Source organism: Paraflavitalea sp. (assembly GCF_059502485.1).
This window is the reverse complement of record NZ_JCACET010000004.1, coordinates 438,566-460,707: the sequence shown is the minus strand read 5'-3', so window position 1 is coordinate 460,707 and position 22,142 is coordinate 438,566. Positions and strand designations below refer to the sequence as shown.

Here is a 22,142-nt window from a genome sequence, read left to right as displayed (position 1 = left end):
AACTTACAGAAATTGGACGGGATGGGAGATGATATGTTAGCCAGTCTGGCCGCTTTGAGCGGCCTGACAGGTGTCAGTTCCGTAGCGCCGTTATAATACAAAACTCCGGCAGGTTATGCCGGAGTTGTTGTGTGTATTAATTGATGGCTATTATTATTTTCCTGTTGCTTTGGATGCTTCGATGATCACGGCTGCTACTTTTTCAGGTTGTGAGATGAATACTACGTGGCTTCCTTTTACTTCTGTGCTTTTTGTATTGGAACGTTTGTACATGTTGCGTTGTATTTCAGGCACAATGGCTTTGTCTTCTGTAGCGATCACTGCAAAGGAAGGTTTGTTTCTCCAGGCGGCGTTCGTGATCGGTGTTACGAAGCCTTTGGCATGGAACGCTCCTTGCGAAGCATACATAAAATCGGCCTCTGCTTTAGGAATGTCTCCAGCGAAACCGGCATGGAATTTTTCTTTGCTGAAGTAAACGATTCCTTTTTCGTCGGCGGGCAGTACTCCATTTTCAGGGGCAGGTGGTGCTGTTTGCAACCATTGCAGGGTAGTTTCGCCATTATCCGGCTGAACGGCGGCAACATATACCAGGGCAGTTACTTTCGGGTGGTTACCAGCTTCGGTGATCACTGTTCCTCCCCAGGAGTGGCCAACCAGGATGGTAGGGCCGTCTTGTTTGTCGAGTGCCAGATTGGTGGCTGCTACATCATCTTCCAATGAGCTAAGTGGGTTTTGTACGATGGTTACGTTGTAGCCTTTTTTGGTGAGCACATTGTACAGGTTTTTCCAACCAGAACCGTCTGCGAAGGCTCCATGTACTAATACTACGTTTTTAGCTTGTTGTGCTTGCAGGTTACTACCTGTACTAATAAGGGCTAAAAGGAAACTTGCGGCGATGATTAACTTTTTCATTTTACTTGTATTGTTTTTTGATTTATTTGCTTTGACAATACAAAGTTGCGCCGAAATACTGCCCTTAAGAATAGACATACTTCCCGTAATACTCTGATTTCTTCCCGTGATGCCAAGAACTGCATTTTAAGTGGATCCGGCGGGCCAAAGGCCCGGGAATAGGACTGCGAGGCTGCAAGCCTCGCAGAGCTTCGCGCTTCGAGAGCTTCGCGCATCGTATACCTCCTGTAATAGTCTGATTATTTTCCTTCCATGGCCGGCAGCTTCATTTTCCGGAATTCTACCGGTGACTGGCCTGTGGTGCGCTTGAAGAAGGTGGCAAAGTAGGCAGGGTCTTCAAATCCCAATTCGTAGGTAACTTCTTTAACTGTTTTTTCGGTGTAGGTCAGTAGCCGCTTGGCTTCCAGCATGATCCTATGCTGGATAATTTGCAGGGGTGGCTTTTGGTTATACTTCGGGAATATATTGGCGAGTGTTTTGGGTGATTTATTCAACTGATCGGCATAGAACTGAACGGAATGTTCTTTACGAAAGTTGTATTCGACTAACAGATTGAACTGCCGCACGATGTCAAACTGTTCCGGTTGTTCTTTTACTTCGGGTATGTAGGTGGTCCTGGCCAGCTTAGTGATGTCTATGATCAGGCGCTTTAACAATACTGTTAACATTTCACGCTGGATAGTATCCTTTGTTTTAAACTCGGCAATGAACAGGTTGAGCAGCCACTCCATTTTCTGGTGGGTGCCTTCATCGAGGGGGACAAAGGACTGGTCGCCAGCAGCAAACAAGAACCCAACGCAACTTACTTCCGAATCATGATCGACTATACAATAGAACTCTCTATTGAATTGCCAGGCTGTGACGGCCATGGGATTTTCCAGCGTAAATGACTGATTGAACATCAGGGGCAATACGGTTCGGGGCATGAAATCGTGGTCTTCTCCATCTATATTGATCGTTTGTTTTTCTCCGCGGTTCCAGACGATGCTAAAGTATTTGTTGTCTTTGTCGCGGGTAAAGAAATGACGGTCAAATGTGGGCTCCTCGTTGATCAGAAAAAAATCTCCCCCTGTTTTGGGGTCTCTCACCGATAGTTTCATATCAGCAAGGTAACTAATTCATACGAAGACGCATGAATAACCGCAGAGGACGTGGAAGGCGCCCACAAGAACGAAAAAACGTCCGGGCGGTGTAAGCTTACACATTATTATTCCAATTGATCTCCACGTCTTCTGCGGTTGAAAGAACTTCTTAGTAGTATCAAAGCCAGCCGCTTTGAAATAGCCGTCACCAGCCAGCCGCTGGCGACTGATCGCCAATTATTTCGCTACATACTTTTTATACTGTTTCAGGTCTGACGCGGTGGCGGGTTTAAGGTGCACTGCTGCTCCGCCACCGGGCGCCAGTTTCAACTTCAGTGTACTGGTGCTATTTACCAGAAACGATTCGATCTTGTATGCTTCCGGGTTGTTCTTCCAATCAGCATCTGGGGCGTCTCCGTAAATCACTGCCACATATTGCTGGGCTTTGTCCAAAAAGGTTAAGGGTATTGTTGCTGTGCGGCTGTTCTCATCGGTAATGGCTCCTATAAACCAGTTGGCTTTTCCTTTCTCCTTACGTGCTATTGTGATGTAGTCGCCCGGTTCTGCTTCAATGATCTTTGTATCGTCCCAATCAACTGCCACCTCTTTTATGAACTGGAAGGCATCTGGTTTGGCTGCATAGTTTTCCGGGAGGTCGGCCGCCATTTGTACCGGACTATAGATGGTTACATATAAAGCCAATTGTTTCGCCAGTGTTGAATGCATTTGTCTGTCGGGGGCATAGCCTGCATATCCTTTCATCTTAAAAATACCGGGCGTATAATCCATCGGCCCTCCCATAAGCCGTGTAAAGGGCAGGATCGTTTCATGCTCGGGTGGACTGCCAATGCTGAAGGCGTTGTACTCATTACCTCTGCCTGCTTCGCTGGCCATCCAGTTTGGCCAGGTACGATGTTGACCCGTGGGCCGCATCGGTTCATGTACATCAATGGTTACCTGGTGAGCTGCTGCCTTTTGCGCCACGCGCTCGTAATGGTTTACCATCCACTGGCCATCGTGGTGTTCTCCGCGAGGGATGATCTTTCCTACGTAGCCTGTTTTTACGGAGGTGTAGCCAAAGCCGTTCATGAAACGGAAAGCCGTGTCCAGTTGCCGTTCGTAGTCGGTAGCCGATCCGGAGGTTTCGTTGTGCATGATCATGGTAACTCCTTTGGACGCAGCATACCGGGTAATTTCGCGTACATCAAAATCAGGATAGGGTGTAGTGAAGTTGAAAACGTTTTCTTTCCAGTTGCCAAACCAATCTTCCCATCCCCTGTTCCACCCTTCTACCAAGACAGCATGGATACCATTGTTTGCTGCAAAGTCTATGTATCTTTTTACGTTGGCTGTGTTGGCGCCATGTGTACCATTGGGTATCAGCCTTCCAGCTGCATCTGCACTGTCGGGGAAGTTGGAATAGTTCCAGGTGGCTTTCCCCGTCTGCATTTCCCACCATACGCCTACGAATTTCATCGGCTTTATCCAGGATGTATTGGTAAGAGTGGTAGGTTCGTTGAGGTTCAATATCGTTTTGGAGTTGAGGATATCGGCTGCTTTATCGCTCACTATAATTGTTCGCCATGGTGTTTTACCTGGCGCATGCAGGTAGGCTTTATTGCCTGTGGCATCGGGCACCAAGCTCGAGGTCAAGGCATAACCGGCTCTGTCTACGTGTAATTGCATCGCCGGATAATTACTCAACGCCGCCTCGTGGATGTTAATATATAACCCCTCTTTGCTCTTCATCATGAGGGGTGTTTGCACAGACTGTGGGTCAGGGGCCGTGCGCACCGCAATGTCGGTAGACGTTTTCACCATATTGGTGTTGTCTATCTCACTAAGCTGTGATGTTGTGTAGAGGTATTCATTGGTATCGTAGTCGCCCGGTATCCAGAACGTTTTGTGATCACCTGTGAGGTTGAACTGCGTCAGTTCATTGGCCACAACAAAGTACTTCAGGTTTGGCTGCAAAGGAAATTCATAGCGAAAGCCTATCCCATCTTCGAATACTCTGAATACAATGTTGAGTAAGCGACCGGGGGCTTTACGCTGGCGCAGGCTGATGGTCAACTCCTCATATTGCTCACGGATGGTATTTACTTCACCCCATACCGGTTGCCAGGTTTGGTTGAATGAACGACGGCTCGTATTGAGTAGCTCGAAGTCTTTGTAAAAGGTACTGTCGTCTGTTAAGGCAAAGCCCAACTTTGAGGTGCGTATCACCGGCTGTCCGTTGTACTGTAATGCATACGCAGGCGTGCCCGCAGCATCGAGTGATACTTCGAGCTTTACGTTGTTCATGGTTACGGTCAAAGGATTGACTGACTGGGCATACATTCGTGGAACGAGTATGACCAAAGCCAGGTAACAACCTACTTTTTTCAATAATGGCATGCTATCTATTTTTCGTTTGTGCTATTATTCTATTGCCGCTGCTGCCGGCTGTTCTCCCAATATTGTTTTATAATATTTGCCTGTTTCTGTGCTCCAGGAATAGGTAAGGCGATCGGCGCGGTATGGCTTACTGGTAATGCTTTCGGGGGTAACGAACTTTTTTATGGTAACGCCTGCTCTTATGATGGCTACGCGCACCGGGCCATTTTGCATGACCACTCTTGTTACTCCTAAACCGGCAGGTGCCTGTACTGTAGCGCCGTTGATCAGCAGCTGTGCTTTATCGCGGAGGATCGTAACTATCTCTATTGAATCCTCGGCCTTGCGCTCTACGCCATCTTCCTGAAAGCTTTCTACCGGTATGTTGTATGGCTTGGGAATTACATTGTGTTTGTACTTTTTAAAGAAGGCAACGGCTATATCATCTCCCTGATAGGGTGATGGCCCTTTTTTCCACTGGCTTTTATAATAGTTCAGCAGGATGGTAAATCCATCATTGTGGTTAATCTCTGGCGCGAGGTGATGGCCTTCCGGGTAATCGTTCCAGGTGATGATATTGATAACGGATACGTCCTGCTCGATGGCAAACTCCAACATCTTGCGCCAGGTCCATGACAATCCTGTCGGTATGTATTTCCGCTCTACTTTTTTAATACCTGCTGCCACTGCTTCTTTTGCGTAGTGGAACATATCCCAAGTGCCCCGTTTCAGCAGCTTGGAGGTGTAGAAGTCAGAAAAGGCCGAGCCCATGAATGTCCTGTTGCGCTGGCGGCATACGTCTGCCACGAGTTTGCCGGCATAATCATGACTCATATAAGACACCGTCCACATCCATACGGCGGGGAAATAATCCATGTATTCATTGGCTTTTTGCGTATCAATGCGTTCGTTGATCGTACGCACCAATGCAAAGTTTTCTTTCACGGCTTCTCCCAATCGTTTGTAGGCGTGGGCTACATAATAGCTGTCTGGCAATCCATTTTTATCGGTTGGAATTTCTGCCAGTTGCTCGCCATACCACAGGTAGATAACTAACCTACCATCGGGTGTACGCATCCAGTGTGGGTTGTTGCGTCCCACTTCATCCAATATACCATTGATGCGTTTTGCCAGTTCTGCGATCTTGGCAGCTTCTGTTGATCCGCCGGGGTGTGAAATGCAGAGGGTTAGTTTAAAATCCAGCTGCTGTTTATCTGCCACCCTGAAATAGGCTTTGATGATATCATCCCAATCGGGCGTGCCTAATACATAATAGAACTGGAATCCATCGATACCGCTTTGGATGGCTGTACGCATTTCAAATTCTACGGCTTCATCGAGGGTTTTATCTTTCATTAGGGAATCAGCCAATGCTTTTACCTGTGTCAAGCCGCCTAATGGGGCTGTGATGTTTCCCTGAGCGGCATAGTATTCCGGATCGCAACTGTCTTCAAACTTGTGTCCTTTGTAGCGTATGATGTTGGTCATACAATGTGCCATCACCAGTTTTTTATTGCTGATGGGCAGGCTCAGTTCAGGCAGGTTTTTCAGGTTGTCCTGCGCTGAAAGTTGGATGGATGTCATGAGCAACATCCATCCAATGTATAATCCCCGGCAAACTATTTTCATATTAATATCCAGGGTTTTGTTGTCCTGTCAGTTTGGGATTTGAGTTGAGCTCGGTAATAGGTATGGGCCATGCGTAGGACTTGTTGTTCCAGTTGAATGGCGTGCCGTTGAGTGCTCTTGCGGTTACGTAGAATGTTGCTTCTGAAGCGCCCAGGTGCCAGCGGCACATGTCGAACCACCATTGTGCTTCGTTGAAGAACTCGGCCCAACGCTCATAGTAGAGTGGATTGTTACCCAACACCGGGTCACTCGCCTTTTTAGCCATTGTTTCGGCAGTGAGGCTTGCATAGTCAACCGGAGAAGCAGTGTTGACCGGATAACCGTATGCACGACGCTTTACTTTGTTCAGGAATTCAAGGGCGGTTGCTGCTTCGGATGAATTGGCGCATGCTTCTGCATAGAGCAGGTACACATCTGCGAGGCGCAGGATGTAAATGTTGGCGGCGTCTGCAGGGCCTACGTTATTGATATCATTAAAGATGGGTGCATATTTACGGAAGCTCCATCCCAATTGCTGGTTGAGGTTGGCATCGCCCATGATGTAAGAAGGTCTTGCCACAGGATACCAGTTCGTGCCATCACGTTTTACTGAATCCAACCAAGGCTGGAGGGTGCTTACGTATAAGCGCGGATCGGCTGTTTTGTTGGTACGCACCGCCAGTGCTTTTGCTTTGTATACCGGGTCCATTACTTTCTCCGGATTCCTGTAGCTCGGATCTTTGGTGTTGTCGAAGTTGGGATTGTTCACCAGTGTGTAAGTGCCTTCGCTGTAGCCAAAACGCAGGATGTTCTTATCATGCATGCCGATGTTGCCACCATAGCCCAGTGGTAAGGATGTTTCTTCTTTTCCGTTCAGGCCAAGGGCATAGGGTGGAAATATCAATCCGTTGATGGAGGTAGCATTGGCTGCGCCACTGTATACGCCATATCCGCCTTTGGAATCCTGATCGATGTTGAGCTCAAATAAGGATTCTTCGTTGAATTCATTGGCGCTGATACCAATAAAGGCATCGCGGTATTTGGCGTAGGGCATCAGGCTTTTTCCGCTGTTGTCTATTACATCTTTCAGGATGGTTTTTGCTTTTGCCCAGTCTTTGCGGAATACATAGGCTTTTCCCAACAGGCCTTTGGCCGCCCATTCTGTTACTCTTCCCACATCGTTGCCTGTCCACACTTTTCCTTTTAGCAAAGTGGCCGCCTGTTGCAAATCGCTTTCAATGAGTGCCCATACCGTGTTGATATGTGCACGGGGCTGCTGTGTAGCTTCGAAGCCGGATGGCAATCCTTTAAAGACAGGCACTCCCATCGTATCAGCAGCTGTAGGGTTGAGGAGGTAATCTTCTCCATACAGGTTTTCCAACTGGAAATAATAGTAAGCGCGCATGAAATAGGCCTGTCCACGGATGTAGTTGATCTGTGGTTTGTCGGCTTCTTTTGCTGCATTCTTTTCGAAGAAATCCGCGCCTGCAAGGGCCACGTTGGTATTCTTTACTCCTGCAAACAATGCCTGCCATACGCCTGCCACAAATCCATTGCTGGGCTGCATGTTGCTCACATTGATGAAGCCCAACCAATCGCCATCTGCATATGCAGCGTTACCGGCATGGGTGGCGTTCGCCATCATTTTGGTGAGGTAGTTGAATCCAAAGAGGTGCTGGTCCCTAAGATTGGAATAGCAAGGGGCCAATACGCTCTCCAGGTCGGCTATGCTGGCCGGATAGTTACCCGTGGAATATTGGTCTTTCGGGCCCACCAGCTCCGGGTCTTTTTTACAGCCCGCTGTCAATACAGCGGCTATGGTGAATATGGTAAATAGTTTCTTGTACATGTTACTAAGTTTTGGGATCATTAAAATGTGATGTCGAAGCCTACTGAGAAGATCCTGTTTTGTGGATATTGTGGTACTGCATCTACGCCTCTGGTGGTAACGCCTACTGTGGTTCCTACAAATCCTGCAGCGGATTGTATGGAATAGGAGCTGGCGATCTCCGGATCAACGCCTGAGTATTTGGTGATCACGAAGAGGTTGTTGGCCATGCCGAATATCCGTGCGCTCTGGATGCCTACACGTTTCAGGATATCGCCGGTGAATGTGTATCCGATCTGCAGGTTTTTCAGTTTGAGGTAGCTGCCATTTTCCACGAAGTAGCTGTTAACGGAGGTATAGTTACCGTTCGGGTCCATCGATCCATCAGGCGCCAGTACACGTGGCTGGTCTGTCAGTCCATTGCTACCAAAGAAGGAAGCGTTGAATATTTGTGTGGTCGTGTTGGCATCGGAGAAGCGGAATTGCTCATAGGCTTTTACTCCGTTGAAGAGATCAACGCCTGCCACGCCATTGAACAGCATCGCTACATCTATTCCTCTCCATTCCAGGCGAAGGTTAACTCCATACACCAGTTTGGGGTTGGGGTTTCCGAGTACCTGGCGATCGTCGGCATTGATGTTGCCGTCTTTTTTAACATCATCGAAGATGAGGTCGCCTGCATGGGCTGATTTGCCATTCACTTTTTGTCCGGCTGCTTCCGCATCTGTTTTGAAGATGCCCAATACTTTATAGCCATAGAAGGAACCGAAGGGTAATCCAGCTTTGGTAATCGTGAGCGGGGATGTGCCCATGAGGTTGTACCCGCTCTGGTCTAAGTTATTGTAGTAGTTACGACCATCGAATAAGGCATCATTGGTGATACCATTAAGGTCGAGCACTTTGTTCTTATTGAACCCGGCGCTTACGCTTACATCATAGCTAAACTCTCCTTTTTTGTCTTTATAGCCCAACAACAGGTCAACTCCCTTGCTGCTTACCTGTCCGATGTTGACGAAGTAAGGGGAAATATAACCGGAGCTGTTTGGCAGGGGCAGGGCATACAGCATGTCTTTCGTTTTCTTGTTGTACCACTCTGCCGTGAAGTATAGTTTGCCGTCTAACAATTCTCCGTCTATGCCTACGTTCGTTTCATATACTGTTTCCCAATGGAGGTCGGGATTAGGAATGGCGTTGATAGAGTTGGCGATCACCAATGGTGCGCCGGGAGCAAAGTTCTGTCCGCCATTGGCGATACCGCTGGTACCCTGGAACTGTGCATAGGAGGCCAGGTAATAGTAGGGCGGAATATTGCTGTTGCCCAATGTTCCATAACTACCGCGCAGTTTCAATAAGTTTACCAGCGGCAGGGCTTCTTTGAAGAATGCCTCATCGCTGATATTCCAGCCAGCTGATACAGCGCCGAATGTACCGCGCTGCATGTTGGGGCCGAACACTGTGAAGTTTGCATCTTCGCGTAATGATCCTGAAATATAATAGCGGCCATCATAGTTGTAGTTTACTCTTCCGAAGAATGACTTCACCAAACCGTTGGGATCATTCTTACCGCTGGTGGTGATGGCTGAATTGGATGTTTGTACAAATGAGAACCCAGGCAAGCCTACAGCGCTCATGGTCGTGGTTTGGTTATTCCACTTGGAAACGATCTGCTCGAAGCCTGCTATGGCGTTGATGTTGTGGTTACCAAATGACTGATCGTAGGTGAGCACATAGTTGGTGAGCAACTGAGTGCTGCGGATACTGGCTTTGGTCAATGAATTGGAAGTAGGTGTTCCGGGACCAAAGTTCGGGTTGTCCTGGAAGTAGTCCTGTGATTCATCGTAGTAATTGTAGCCTACGTTGGTACGGAAGGTGAGGTGAAAAGGTAGTTTCACTTCTGCGTAGACGTTGGCCTGGATGTTGTTCTTAAAGTTCTGTATCTCGGCTGAGTTCACTACGCCGTATGGATTGGGGCCTCCGAAGTTGATGCCATATCCCGGAGGGACAGAACCTATACGGCCATCTTTTTCATATAATGGTATGATTGGCAGCGAGCGGAAGGGGGCTATTTTGAGTTGTGACTCTACTTGCCCCAGTGGTGACGTTTTGCGGCGGGAAACAGCCAGCTGCTCTCCTATTTTGAGGAATTTTCCCAGTTTATAATCGGTGTTGATGCGAGCGCCACCAATATTGGAATAGTTCTTAATGTAGATACCATCCTGTTTGTTGTAGAACCCAGAGAAGAGATAATTCATCACCGGTGATGAACCGGAGACGGAGAGGTTGTAGTTCTGTTCTGTCCCATCGCGGTACAGTACGTCTGTCCAGTCTACATCTGCCAGTGTATCTGTTTTGGTGGCGTTGGCAAAATAGGTTGGGTGCAGTATGTTTTCGAGCTTGATGTACTCTGCTTTGTTGAGGAGTGTAACTACTTTGGGTTTGGTGGTGCCAAAGCGGGCGTTGAAGTTGATGGTAGGCTTGCTGCCGCTTCCTTTTTTGGTGGTGATGACGATCACCCCTCCTGCCGCTGCAGATCCATAGATGGCCGTAGCGCTGGCATCTTTGAGGATATCGATGGTAGCAATGTCCTGCACGTTGATATTATCTGCCGGCACGCGTATCCCATCCACGATATACAATGGGCCTGGCTGGTGGAGTGATGACAAGCCTCTGATGATGATGGTGGGCTGCGCATCGGGTTGTCCCGTATTTTTAATGACCTCCACACCGGCGGCCCTTCCCTGCAATGCTTCTGTGACGTTCGTCACCGGAAGGTTTTTGATCTGTGTGCCGGATACTGACGATACGGAGCCCGTAACATCTTTGCGGCGCTGTGTGCCATACCCTACTACCACTACCGCGTCGATGGATTTAACGGATGGCTGCAGGGAATAGCTGATGGATGTTTTGTCACCAATGGTTACTTCAGCCTGCTGGTATCCTACATAGGAGATCACGAGGATGGTGGCTGAATTGGGAACAGTGATGCGAAAGCTGCCGGCAACATCGGTGCTTACGCCGGCTTTTGAACCTTTCACGGCCACGGTGGCGCCGGTGAGTGGATTGTTCTTTTCATCTGTAATTGTACCTGTAATCGTTTTGTCCTGTGCCCGGGCGACTCCCTGGGCCAATAAGAAGAGGAAACAACAAAGGAGTTGCTGCAGCAATCGTTTTGTTTGCATGGCAGTTGTTTAAAATTTAAGTGTATGAGATCGTCAGATTTTTCTCACAGGCAAGGGTATCACCTGTTCAGCATACCAAAGAAACGGGGAGGGTAAAGCGATTCCAACTTATATTGGTGAAGTATAAGAAATATTGGTCGAAACGCTTCTTGAAGGGAATATTAAACACTGATTATTAATTACTTAATATCGAATTAATGAATTTAATATATAATGAAATATAGCCTGTTTTGGTATGTTTATATGCTCTTTATTTCCATGATGCGGTGCTCAAATTCCTCGTTGGGGACTATGGATTTGTTTTTGATGCGGGTCTTGTAGGTGTTGATGGTGTTAACAGAATATTCGAGGATGCGGGCGATCTTTTCACTGTCATGAATACCCATGCGGATGAGGGCAAAAATGCGGAGGTCGGTGTTCAGGAGTTCGTTTTCTTTTAAATGTATCTTGTCTTCCGGCGCAAACATGGTATTAAATTCATCTATAAAGTGTGGGAAGAGTTTGAGGAAGATGCGGTCGAAGTTGCTTAGGAGTTCTTCTTTCTCCTTTTTTATATTAATAGTGTTGGCCAGCAGGCGTATTTCTTCCAGCTTGCGGTCATTTACTTTGACTTCGAGGTTCTTTTTAAACTTTTCCATCTTGGCATAGAACTCAGAGTTGCCATTAAAGAAATATCCAATGTATTCGTCTTTGAACTTATTGGCCTCGGAAAGTTTGTGGTTGATTTCCTGTTGTTTTATGTTGGCTTCGGTGATGATCTGCTGGGCGAGTTTCAGTTTACGGAGTTGGCGGAAGATAATAATAATGAGTGTTACCAGCACGCCCAGCAGCAGGGTTACGATGGCTGCGTAGGTAATGAGGGTACGTTTTTCGCTTTCCACCCGGTTCACTTTTTCTGCTTCGATTAGGGGGAGAATGGCGCTCACCTGTATTTTTCGCTGGCGGGCGCCATAGGAGAAGGCATCGTTTAATGCCTTTTCTATATAAGTAGACGCGCTTTTCAGGTCGCCCTGTTTGAATAGCAGCGAGGCGAGGTTAAAGATAGCAGCCGTTTCCTTGGTGGAGGATTTGATATCGGCAATAGCCGCCTGCATCAGCAGGTGTATGGCCGTGTCGGTCTTCCCGTTCTGGATATAGTTATCGCTGAGGGTGGAAGCGGTGAGGGCCAGCTCATGGTAAGAAAGGGAAGGGTCGCTCATGAGGGCCTGAAAATAATGGGCCGCCTCTTCTCTCCTGCCGATACGGATGTTCCTGAGCCCGCTGTAATATTTAAAGGCAAAGGACTGCGGGGCGAACAGCTGCAGGGCTGAATCTACGTATGCTGTTCCTTTGTTATTATAGGCTGGTGTGTGGTACTGATCGTTGTCGTAATCGGCCAGGTCGTAATAATAGCGGGCCATGTAGGTATAGTATTCTGCCTTGAGGCTATCGGGAAAATGGTCGAGCCGGATGGTTTGCAGGGAATCGTATGTTTCCTTGAACATGCCGGATGAAAGCAGGATAAAGCTCAGTTTCATACGGGCCATATCGCTCCTCAGGGGATCGTTGAGGGCGGAGGCTGTTTGCTGTAGCTGGCGGGCATAGTTATAAGCTGAATCGTAATGGAATATTTTGTACTCATCATACAATCGCAGATAAATATTGAAGCGGGCGGGCAGGTCGGTGGCAAGCACTTTACCGGCCGACTGTTTCAGTTGCTGGATGGATTGGACCTTCGCTTCATCATACCGTGCGGAGGTTTCGATAGCACGGTCCAACTCAGCGAGGAGTGAATCTGTTTTGGATTGAGCCCAGGCAGTCGTGCTCAAAACAAGCAGCATCAAACAAACAATCCGTTGCTTCATATCGATATGGTTACCGGTAAACTTCGGGTATTTTTTGGAATGGAAAAAGTTATTAATCGATCCAAACCATTTGGGTAAACGCGCCATTGGCTGCCACATCCCATACTTCTATGCGCACCCATGTGCGATTGGGCAGTGAGACCGGGAAGTTGAACTTCTTTTTGCCGTAGGCTGTTGTGTTGTCGAGGTTGATGTGTTCGCGGTAAACCTGTTTGCCATCGCCTGAAATAATGTCGAGGTATTGCAGGGGGAATGTCCAGTCTACTTCTATGTTGATATCTGCTTTTCCATTTGTGAGGCGTACCGTTTCGCCCGCTCCTTTTCCATTCACCGTAAAGGAAGGCAATAGTATCTCACCAGTAGAGACAAAGAACTTACCACGCTCCATGGCATCGAGCACCGGTTGCCAGCCATTTTTCCAAGAAGGCAACTTGTCCAGTTGTAGGTAGTTTACATTCAGGTGTGCGTATACTTCAAAGTGCGGTTCTATTTTAAAAAGATCGGCCTCTGCGATGACATGTTTTCTGTGGCCCCAGTTAGCCATATCATCCATCAGGTCCAGTATGCGCCTGTTGCCCAGGTAGGGCTGAGAAAGATCGGCTGGCATGGCTTTAAAGGCAGCACCGAAAAAGCGGTCTGACTTAAAAAAGTCCTCTTCTTTGTATTTGTCAGGATAACCTGTTGATCCTTTCGTGCGAGCATGGGCTGTCCATGCTAATCCTTTTTCGGTTTGCAGCAGCTTCAGCATCTCCTCTTTATCAGCAATACGGTATACCGTGCCGTATTTAGGGTCTTGTTCTACGTAGGGCTCTTCGGGTTTGCGCGCCATGATCCAATACACAGGTTTGGGAAAGAAGTTCATCCAGTGGCCACCAAGAAAGTTATTGGGCTCTTCGCCGGGTAGCAGCAGGAAACTCGTATCGGATAGTCTTTCGCATTCATCGAACAACGTCTTCAGCTCGTTCAAGCGATCGTTGGCTGGGCCTTTCGGGTGTCCCGGTCCGTGAAACTCACCAAGGTGAACAATGTCCACGCCTGTCTTTTTAAACACCTTAATAAAATTGGGCGTTTCCGGTATGGGTTTATTGCCCAGCACATCCTGCACGTGTTCGATATGAAAATGGCTGCTCATGGTTTTATAGCCGGGCAAGGTGGGATAGCGATCGTTGTGGGTGAAGCGTTTTACTTCTGCCAGTGCATTGGCAGGTTGTTGCGTGTTTAGGAGGCAAAAGAAATTGAGCCGTTGCCGGGTGCCGGGTGGCGCATTGAACCAGGGCACGAAACGGCGGTCGCCATATAAGTCCTGCCGAATGCCGATGCCGTAGCCTTTTATCATGTCACGGTAGTTGCTGCCATGCCAGGTAAACTTCAGGTTGAAGGCTTCGTCCAACGGGTAGAAGAATTGGTGTGGTGCAGGGAACAGGGCGAGGCTTCCTCCTTTTCCGGCTCCTATAATCGTTCTGTATTTTACTTCCTGGTTTTTGGCCGGCATGGTGGCAGCCGGTGTCACAGCCTGCATCACATTGTCAACATCTGACCAGCTTACTTTATTCCATAGGGTGGTGCGACTTACCAAACCTGCATCATAGAGCAAGGCAGTAGAGTCGACTGTTGTAGACATCACTGCTGCTACATTGAAAAGTGGGCTACCCTTATACAGGGTGATCTCAATATCGCCACTAAAGGAGGCGGATGTAACTTGTGAGATGGCGATGGTGGTATGATTTCCGCTGCTGGTAATACGGGCGCTACGCTTTTCAATTTGGACCGGGTAGGCCTGAAATGGCTTTAAGGGTACGCGGTCGAAAAAGATGTTCCAGCCATTCTGGGAAACCAGGTCGCGCTTTCCCAGCGTGATCACAAAGGCGGGATCGAGCCCCGTGGCTATTTCTTTATAGGCGCCCTGGCTGGTGAGTTGTATGCTTTTAAAGAGTGGTTGCTGTTGATCGAGGCTCAGGAGGAGCCGGGCTTTTTCCTTGCCACCGGCTGGCCAGCTTATGTCTATTATGTTGTTGCGGGTGGTAACGGTGGCTCCGCTGGCCGGTTGCATACCGGAAACATCTACCGGCATCTGGGCTTTGGCAATGGTACAAATCAGGGACAGGATGAATAAGGCGCTCTTCTTCATATAGCTACGTTTGCAAGTGTAGGGATGAAGATAACGTATTCATTTAAGTTTCCTCATCATAATAGATCTTATAATATTTTTTGCCGGTCATTTCGTCAATGCCCCGTTCGATGAGGTCACGGCGTCCGTGGATATAGATGTGGAAGTTTTTGTCCAGCTTCAGGACAGTCTTGAATACCTTTTGTTGTTTCTTAACGGCGGAGAGGTGGATATCGAATTCGTCTTCTATTTCAAAGTTCCGGGAGGTTTCGAAGTTCTTTTTGTACTCCATAAAGGTGTTCACTACTTCGGGGTGGTGGATCACTTCTTCGGCAAACTCCTGGAGATTGAATTGTTCTTTGGTTTTGAAGTAATCCATGGAGCGGTTGAGGAGGTCTATCTGGTCGCTCTTGCTAACATCGAATTTCTCTGCGTATTCGTTGGTCACAAAGTTCTTGCACAGGCTCAGGTACTTATCTGTGTGGTGATAACTATCTGCATAGGGCTGTACCTGCAAGAAATCAGTGACCCAGTATTGGGTATCATTTTGCTTGCTGGTGCTGTCTACCACACATACTTTATAACCTTCAACTGTATTGGTATTGAAGATCAGGCAGCCTTTGTCGAGCTTATTGATATTGATACCAGACTCCTGTATCACTTCCCAGCTTTTTCCATGTGGGAATACTTTGAGGAAGGTTTCCTTGGTCTCGGATTTGAAGATGCCTATCGCCCGCACATATTCACTTTCAAATAATACGCGATCGAACATCACCACGTAGAGCTCCCCTTCTTTTACTTTAACGTGGGTCGATTTGCTGTAGAGGAACTGGGCCAGGAGGGCAGCTTGTGGCACAAACGTATCTGCATCATCGAAAATGGTGCGTACATAATTATATACTTCGTTCAGTTCTATATCGCTAAGGTGTGTAAAATGATATAATTCATTTTCATTAAATGCACCCAGGAAGTATTTGGTCAGTAATCCCCGCACGATCTCATCATTGAGGGTAAGCGGGTTTTCGGATAGTTTCAATTCTTCGCCACGGGTGGGATTTCCCACTTTATGCACCATTACATTTTGCAGCACTACGCCATCAAGTCCTGTCATTGTCCATTTTTTTCAGGCGGCGAAGATAAGGGAGAATATCTATTGCCGGCTATTGTCCGTTGCGGGTAATTTACCGGGTATTTGTGCAACGTTTTATTTGACAGGTGGGTCAACTAATAAACTAAACCGATGAACAAGTTATTCACAGCAATGCTACTGCTGATGACCCTCAGCAGTATTGCCCAACAGCAAGTCATCCAACCCGTGAACGCTGTTTTAAACGACCAAAGTTATGTAACGCTTATGGGCGTGGCGCCGGATGAAAACACTCCTGAATTTTTACGTATTCAAATTCATCTTCAATTTGTTGAGCAGCTACTAAGGCAACGGGAAGTAACTGGATTAACCTGCGAACAACAGTACAACAGGCTGGCTGTTCTCGATCTGCTGCACGCGTATTGGGAGCAGGGCGTTTTCCCTAACAATTATGATTACCCCAATGAACGCAGGCCTTGTTTTATAGACCGTGAGGGTAATATCTGTGCAGTAGGTTACCTGATCAGGGAGACAGCTGGTGCAGCGGTCTCTGATGCCATCAACGAAGCGCACCAGTATGATTATATTACTGACATGAAAGAAGAGGTGATTGTACAATGGGCTGCCGAATATGGACTTACCGTGGAAGAATGCGCCATGATACAACCATCTTACGGTCCTGCTTATCCTCCACAAACAAAAGATGCCGGTCTTTCGAAAGGCTATGGCATATCGTCCGGTTTGTTGGGTGGCGCCAACGTAGCTATCTCGGTACTAAATATGTCGGGGCAATATCGTGGTTCCAAGGTTATTGCTTTTGCAGGGCTGGCAGCAGGAACGGCGAATATCATTCTCGGTGTTACAAATTTCAAGAAGGATGAAGTGTTCTACTATCTCAACGGTGGCCCAACCATCACTACTCAATATAAATCGCAGAATACGCTTTCTTATGTAAATGTGGTCATGGGAACTACTACTGTAATTACGAGTGCCATCAATTTGTTGTTGCACAAGAAGGAACGGAACAATGTGCTTGGTTTTTACAGCGTGCCAGGCATCAACAACTCGCTGAATATGGGTTTCACTTTCAGCAAGCGTATTTGATCATCAAGAAGCTTCGCCTTTCTTCAATACCTGTACGGTTACCAGCAGTTGGCCGGTATGCCGCATGGTATGTTCAGCTGCATGAAACAACAACCCCAACACCGTAGAAGGAACCTGTTTACGTCCTACCATCCGAACAGCCGTTAAAGTTTCTGTATCAACGGCTTTCAATGCTGTAATTGCTTTTTGTAACTGGGTGTCGAAGGCAGCCAGCAGCGTTGACAGGGTGATGCCGTGAGCAGGTTTCCCTTCTTTAGACAAGTACTCCAATTGTTCCGTCGATAGCATATTACCTGCAGCATAAGTAAACAATCTGTCGAGCACACCCGGCATGTGCTGGAGATGAAAAGCAGGTGAGGCCACTCCTGCCGGTTGTTCCCATAATTTGGATTCGGGAAAGTCTTGCAGCATTTCATGTATCTCTTCCTGAGCCTGCAGTAAGGCATGGGCCACCGGTTGCAATAAAGCGGGCACTTCTTCGAGCGGGCCACGCAACCATACTTCGGGTAATTTATTGAATGCCACCATAGTGACAGCAAGTTACACGCTGTGTAAAAAAGGAACAAGCGTTTTTTATATTTTTACCGCTCGTATAAAAACCCACTGCCATAGCCATTTTCCCCTTAAAAGCAACGACATTTATGGTTACCCAACCAACAAAACCAACTGATTCGTGAAGTGGATTAATTGTCTGACTGTTTTATTTTCTCTGTTGATCTGTACTGCCCTTTCTGCCCAGCCTGGTGGTATAAAAATTTCCGGCTCCGTAGCGGATAGTTCCGGGCAGGTGTTGCCCGCTGTAACGGTGATGTTGCTGAAAGCTGCCGACTCCTCTACTGCCAAGATCACCAGTACCGATAATTCCGGTGTTTATAGTTTTGAAGATATTCCTCCTGGTCAATACCTGTTGTCGTTTTCCATTACCGGTTATGCACCGCACCGCGTTGCTTTGCCAGGCGCCAATGCTTCTTTCACTGCCGACCCTGTTCGTTTGCAAAAGGCTGCAGTCATGCTGCAAGGCGTAACGGTAACAGCCCGCAAACCTTTGATCGAGCTAAAGCCTGACCGGACTATTGTGAATGTGGACGCAGCGGTCACTAACGTAGGCGCCACAGCGCTGGAGGTGCTTGAAAAATCTCCCGGCATAACTGTTGACCGCAATGGTACCATCAGTCTTAAAGGCAAGCAGAATGTTTTAATTCTTATGGATGGCAAACCCAGTTACCTGCCAGCCTCCGACCTTGCCAATTACCTCAGCGGTTTAAGTGCTTCCCAAATAGAGCTGATCGAGATCATGACCAATCCTTCTTCGAAGTATGATGCAGCCGGCAATGCTGGCATCATCAATATCAAAACCAAGAAGAATAAGGTAAGGGGTTTTAATGGGAACCTGAATCTTGCATACGGACAAGGTGTTTATTATAAAAACAACAACAGCCTTTTGCTCAATTACCGCAATGGCAATTATAATTTATACCTTACTTATGGCACCAATATCTCTCAATACTTTACTGACATTTATGCTTATCGCTGGTATTACAAAGAAGACAACAAAACCGTGACCAATCGTTTTGAGCAGCCTACTTATATTACCAGCCCATTCGTGAACCACAATCTTAAAACCGGCATCGATTACTTCCTGGGCAAGAAGACCACCCTGGGCCTGTCGGTTACCGGCCTGCATTCTGATCGCAAAACAAGGAGTCATACTTCCGGAGACTGGATCAACAATAATGACCAGATCGACTCTACCATTGTTACGACCAGCGACAATAAAAGTGTTTGGAAGAATCTCGGCTTTGCTGTCAGTGGCAGGCATTCTTTCAGTAGCGATAAAGAGCTGTCGGTTGACATCGATTACCTGAATTATGATCTTTCCAATAACCAGTTTTATTTAAACACGCTTTCGGGGAGTGCCAGTTATACAGATGGATTGAGAGGGAATTTGCCTTCCACGTTGAAGATATTCTCTGCCAAAGCTGATTATACGCAAACGATTGGCAAGGCTCTGAAGATGGAAACGGGTTGGAAAACTTCTCATGTGAAAACTGATAATGTGGCGGATTATGAATATCTGCAGAATAATAACTGGGCTCCTGATTATAACAGAACCAATCATTTCCTGTATGCTGAGACGATTCATGCGCTGTATGTAAATGCACAGCAACAGGTGTCGAAGTGGAACTTGCAGGGTGGTCTTCGTTTTGAGCACACCGCCTATGATGCTAATCAACTGGGTAATGCTTTCCGAAAGGATTCTTCTTTTACCCGGCAATACAGCAGTTTGTTCCCTACTGCTTTTGCCAGTTACCAGGCTGACAGTGCTCATACATTCAGTTTTAGCGCCGGCAGGCGTATCGACAGGCCGGCTTTTCAAAAGCTAAATCCGTTTGTGTTTGTGATCAATAAGTATACGTATCAGACCGGCAATCCCTACTTCCGGCCTCAGTTTACCTGGAACTTCGAGTTCAGTCACTTGTATAAGCAGGCATTGATCACTACGCTATCTTACAGTGTTACGAATGATTATTTCTCGCAAATATTTCTGTCCGATTCCAACGGACTGATCATTTATACGGAAGGGAATCTGGGCAGAATGACCAATGTAGGTTTGTCTGTCAGCTCTCAACTTGCTCCCACCTCCTGGTGGACACTATCTTTGCAGGCCAACCTGAACCGTAAAAAGATCGAAGGGGTGGTAGTGAATGCGCTCTCAGCTACCATTACTCAGATGAATATGAACATCAGCAATCAGTTTCGTTTCAAAGGTGGCTGGAGTGCCGAGCTTTCCGGGTTTTATATTACCCGAGCGCAGAACGACCTGCAGGAAGTGCTGGACCCTACCGGCCAAGTGGCTGCTGGTGTAGGCAAACAAATTCTCAAAAACAAGGCAACGCTTAAGCTAAGTATCCGCGATATTTTCTATACACAGGCCATGCAAGGGTGGACCGACTTCCAGCATGCCAGGGAATATTTTAAACTTACCCGCGACAGCCGGGTTGTTACGCTGGCATTCAGCTGGCGCTTTGGTAAACCATTGAAGGGCGCCACGCGTAAAGCGGGTGCATCTGATGAGATCAAAGAACGTATCGGTCAGAATTAGGCTTGTATCAATCCAATGGTGCGGCCATGTTCCCGCGCCTCTTCGCTTCCTTTAAATAAGAATGTATGTATGCCAGCAGCCGAGGCTGTGGCCAGCACTTGTTTTGTGGCTGTTTCATTTTCAGGCCTGATGTTGCGGATGTAAATAGCAAATATCTTCTGTGGGTATTTGGCGGCGATGGAGGTATAGATATCCGGATCATGTTGTGAATTATCGCCTATCAATACAAACTGTTGTTTGGGGAACGCTTCCATGATGCGGGCTATCCGCAGTAATTTACCGGTATGTTTTGTTTTACCTGTTTTGAACAGTTCATACCACCGCTTTACCTGGTTCAATAAAAAGATGCCTTCCGGCAGTTTATTGTAATTGAAGAATTCCACCAAGTAATCGTACAGGTTCCACTCGCTGCTGGATACATAAAAGAAGGGATTGGGTGTTGCTGCGTTGGCATGCGCTATGGTGAGTTGCTGGTACCAGTCTGCCACTTTTTCAAACTGCTTCCGGGTACGTGGATTTTTGATCAGCAGTTCGCGCAGTCGCCTGAACTTTGTGGCGGAATAAGAAACCATCACTGTGTCGTCGATATCGGAGATAAACGCATACTGGGTGGAATGTGGCACATATATTTTCCCTTCGCAGGTAGCTGCTACACTTCCTTTGGTATCAATATAATCTACCTTAACCGGATGCCAACCTGTGCTGATCTCATGCTGCGACTGCCACTCGAATTTAAAGAATCCGTCATCTTCTGTCAAGGTGTCGATGTACCCACTTTTCCAATACAGGCGCACTTTTGCCCGGGGTAATGGCTTTATAAAGAAGAGGCGCAGCAGGTGGATGATATTAATCAGAATACGACTTGTGTAATGTTTTTGTACAACTATTTTACTTTTGAGCACGTGCCCATATACAATCAGATCATGTGTATGACCGTATCCATGATATATTTTAACATGTACATCACTCATGGGCAAGTTGTTAAGCCTTTCAATACTGGTAGCGTTTTTGCATATTACCCAATATGATCAAAAACGGGTCCATAAAATTACTTTTCATTGTCAACCATAAGTCTGGCAATAATAATACCGACTGGAAGGGGGTCATTCAGCAACATTTTACTACTTCAGCTCATACCGCCGAGGTTTATGAACTACCGGAAAAATGTTCTGCGGATGATATAAAGCAAAAAATCCATGCCAGCGGGCCAGACCGGGTGATTGCTGTGGGGGGAGATGGGACTGTGAAGCTGGTAGCAGAATTGGTCGCAGGCACACCTTTGCCCATGGGTATTTTACCGGCCGGCTCGGCCAATGGGATGGCCAAAGAATTGGGCATTCCGGTCGATACCAATACGGCATTGGATGTAGCAGCAGAAGGGCTCGTTACAAAAATCGACGCCATCCGTGTGAATGGCGAGCTGTGTATTCATCTTTCCGATATTGGGTTCAACGCTTTTATCATCAAGACTTTTGAATCCATGAAGCGCCGGGGTATGTGGAATTATGTAGTAGCGGCGTGGCGGGTATTGTGGCGTAACCGGAAGATGCGGGTAAAGATCGAAACGGACAATCAATTTGTAATGCGCGATGCACAAATGATCGTGCTCGCCAATGCCAGCCGGTATGGCACCGGTGCCGTGATCAATCCCGAAGGAAAGCTGAATGATGGCTTATTCGAAATAGTGGTGATCCGCAAAATATCATTGGGTGAGATCATTAAAATGTTTTTAACGCATAGACCTTATGACCCGGTAAAGACAGAATTGTTCAAGACCCGCTCTGTAAGTGTGGAATCGCACCACAAAACTCACTTCCAGGTGGATGGTGAATATCTTGGGAAAATCAATTCTCTGGAGGCTAATATCGAGCATCATGCCTTGTCTATCATTGTGCCAGTAGAGAACAATTAG

Annotated in this window: 14 protein-coding genes; 3 read left to right on the top strand and 11 right to left on the bottom strand. The window is 47.2% G+C overall.

What is annotated here, in order from left to right:
• Positions 1–153: 153 nt before the first annotated feature.
• From AC5JBY_RS01935 to AC5JBY_RS01895, 9 genes are all read right to left on the bottom strand, one after another.
• The gene (locus AC5JBY_RS01935; RefSeq protein WP_495902852.1) at positions 154–912 is read right to left on the bottom strand and encodes an alpha/beta hydrolase; all 759 of its coding nucleotides are present in this window, start codon (positions 910–912) and stop codon (positions 154–156) included.
• A gap of 239 nt (positions 913–1,151) precedes the next feature.
• Positions 1,152–2,012 carry a helix-turn-helix domain-containing protein gene (locus AC5JBY_RS01930; protein WP_495902851.1) on the bottom strand — a complete coding sequence of 287 codons (861 nt, stop codon included), beginning with the start codon at positions 2,010–2,012 and terminating at the stop codon, positions 1,152–1,154.
• 219 nt (positions 2,013–2,231) lie between these two features.
• Complete coding sequence (locus AC5JBY_RS01925; RefSeq protein ID WP_495902850.1) at positions 2,232–4,391, bottom strand: glycoside hydrolase family 97 protein; 2,160 nt, start codon at positions 4,389–4,391, stop codon at positions 2,232–2,234.
• 24 nt (positions 4,392–4,415) lie between these two features.
• Positions 4,416–5,999 carry an endo-1,3-alpha-glucanase family glycosylhydrolase gene (locus tag AC5JBY_RS01920; RefSeq protein ID WP_495902849.1) on the bottom strand — a complete coding sequence of 528 codons (1,584 nt, stop codon included), beginning with the start codon at positions 5,997–5,999 and terminating at the stop codon, positions 4,416–4,418.
• 1 nt (position 6,000) lies between these two features.
• Entirely contained in the window at positions 6,001–7,827 is a 1,827-nt protein-coding gene (locus tag AC5JBY_RS01915) for a RagB/SusD family nutrient uptake outer membrane protein (RefSeq protein WP_495902848.1), read from the bottom strand.
• Positions 7,828–7,847: 20 nt separating this feature from the next.
• Positions 7,848–10,985 (bottom strand): SusC/RagA family TonB-linked outer membrane protein, encoded by a 3,138-nt coding sequence (locus AC5JBY_RS01910; RefSeq protein WP_495902847.1) that lies wholly within the window; start codon positions 10,983–10,985, stop codon positions 7,848–7,850.
• Positions 10,986–11,224: 239 nt separating this feature from the next.
• On the bottom strand, positions 11,225–12,829 hold the full coding sequence (susR, locus tag AC5JBY_RS01905; protein ID WP_495902846.1) for a SusR family glycan utilization regulator: 1,605 nt from the start codon (positions 12,827–12,829) through the stop codon (positions 11,225–11,227).
• A gap of 52 nt (positions 12,830–12,881) precedes the next feature.
• Positions 12,882–14,957 carry a CehA/McbA family metallohydrolase domain-containing protein gene (locus AC5JBY_RS01900; RefSeq protein ID WP_495902845.1) on the bottom strand — a complete coding sequence of 692 codons (2,076 nt, stop codon included), beginning with the start codon at positions 14,955–14,957 and terminating at the stop codon, positions 12,882–12,884.
• A gap of 43 nt (positions 14,958–15,000) precedes the next feature.
• Positions 15,001–16,047, bottom strand: a complete 1,047-nt coding sequence (locus AC5JBY_RS01895; RefSeq protein ID WP_495902844.1) for a nucleoid-associated protein — start codon at positions 16,045–16,047, stop codon at positions 15,001–15,003.
• Between the two features lie 129 nt (positions 16,048–16,176).
• Here AC5JBY_RS01895 and AC5JBY_RS01890 point away from each other — a divergent pair, with 129 nt between their 5' ends.
• A complete protein-coding gene (locus AC5JBY_RS01890; protein WP_495902843.1) occupies positions 16,177–17,127 on the top strand; it encodes a hypothetical protein in 951 nt (316 codons plus the stop codon).
• A gap of 3 nt (positions 17,128–17,130) precedes the next feature.
• On the opposite strand, the gene AC5JBY_RS01885 is transcribed toward AC5JBY_RS01890, so the two are convergent.
• Positions 17,131–17,655 (bottom strand): DinB family protein, encoded by a 525-nt coding sequence (locus AC5JBY_RS01885; protein ID WP_495902842.1) that lies wholly within the window; start codon positions 17,653–17,655, stop codon positions 17,131–17,133.
• Between the two features lie 145 nt (positions 17,656–17,800).
• Here AC5JBY_RS01885 and AC5JBY_RS01880 point away from each other — a divergent pair, with 145 nt between their 5' ends.
• Positions 17,801–20,230, top strand: a complete 2,430-nt coding sequence (locus AC5JBY_RS01880) for an outer membrane beta-barrel protein (protein ID WP_495902841.1) — start codon at positions 17,801–17,803, stop codon at positions 20,228–20,230.
• Here AC5JBY_RS01880 and AC5JBY_RS01875 read toward each other — a convergent pair.
• On the bottom strand, positions 20,227–21,201 hold the full coding sequence (locus tag AC5JBY_RS01875) for an App1 family protein phosphatidate phosphatase (protein WP_495902840.1): 975 nt from the start codon (positions 21,199–21,201) through the stop codon (positions 20,227–20,229). The two genes, AC5JBY_RS01880 and AC5JBY_RS01875, sit on opposite strands and share 4 nt — an antisense overlap.
• A gap of 53 nt (positions 21,202–21,254) precedes the next feature.
• On the opposite strand from AC5JBY_RS01875, the gene AC5JBY_RS01870 reads away from it, so the two are divergent.
• On the top strand, positions 21,255–22,142 hold the full coding sequence (locus AC5JBY_RS01870; protein WP_495902839.1) for a diacylglycerol/lipid kinase family protein: 888 nt from the start codon (positions 21,255–21,257) through the stop codon (positions 22,140–22,142).

What these genes read in the sequence shown, in the direction of transcription:
- AC5JBY_RS01935 (WP_495902852.1), bottom strand. Translation starts at nt 912, where the DNA reads ATGAAAAAGTTAATCATCGCCGCAAGTTTCCTTTTAGCCCTTATTAGT.
- AC5JBY_RS01930 (WP_495902851.1), bottom strand. Translation starts at nt 2,012, where the DNA reads ATGAAACTATCGGTGAGAGACCCCAAAACAGGGGGAGATTTTTTTCTG.
- AC5JBY_RS01925 (WP_495902850.1), bottom strand. Translation starts at nt 4,391, where the DNA reads ATGCCATTATTGAAAAAAGTAGGTTGTTACCTGGCTTTGGTCATACTC.
- AC5JBY_RS01920 (WP_495902849.1), bottom strand. Translation starts at nt 5,999, where the DNA reads ATGAAAATAGTTTGCCGGGGATTATACATTGGATGGATGTTGCTCATG.
- AC5JBY_RS01915 (WP_495902848.1), bottom strand. Translation starts at nt 7,827, where the DNA reads ATGTACAAGAAACTATTTACCATATTCACCATAGCCGCTGTATTGACA.
- AC5JBY_RS01910 (WP_495902847.1), bottom strand. Translation starts at nt 10,985, where the DNA reads ATGCAAACAAAACGATTGCTGCAGCAACTCCTTTGTTGTTTCCTCTTC.
- susR (WP_495902846.1), bottom strand. Translation starts at nt 12,829, where the DNA reads ATGAAGCAACGGATTGTTTGTTTGATGCTGCTTGTTTTGAGCACGACT.
- AC5JBY_RS01900 (WP_495902845.1), bottom strand. Translation starts at nt 14,957, where the DNA reads ATGAAGAAGAGCGCCTTATTCATCCTGTCCCTGATTTGTACCATTGCC.
- AC5JBY_RS01895 (WP_495902844.1), bottom strand. Translation starts at nt 16,047, where the DNA reads ATGACAGGACTTGATGGCGTAGTGCTGCAAAATGTAATGGTGCATAAA.
- AC5JBY_RS01890 (WP_495902843.1), top strand. Translation starts at nt 16,177, where the DNA reads ATGAACAAGTTATTCACAGCAATGCTACTGCTGATGACCCTCAGCAGT.
- AC5JBY_RS01885 (WP_495902842.1), bottom strand. Translation starts at nt 17,655, where the DNA reads ATGGTGGCATTCAATAAATTACCCGAAGTATGGTTGCGTGGCCCGCTC.
- AC5JBY_RS01875 (WP_495902840.1), bottom strand. Translation starts at nt 21,201, where the DNA reads ATGAGTGATGTACATGTTAAAATATATCATGGATACGGTCATACACAT.
- AC5JBY_RS01870 (WP_495902839.1), top strand. Translation starts at nt 21,255, where the DNA reads ATGATCAAAAACGGGTCCATAAAATTACTTTTCATTGTCAACCATAAG.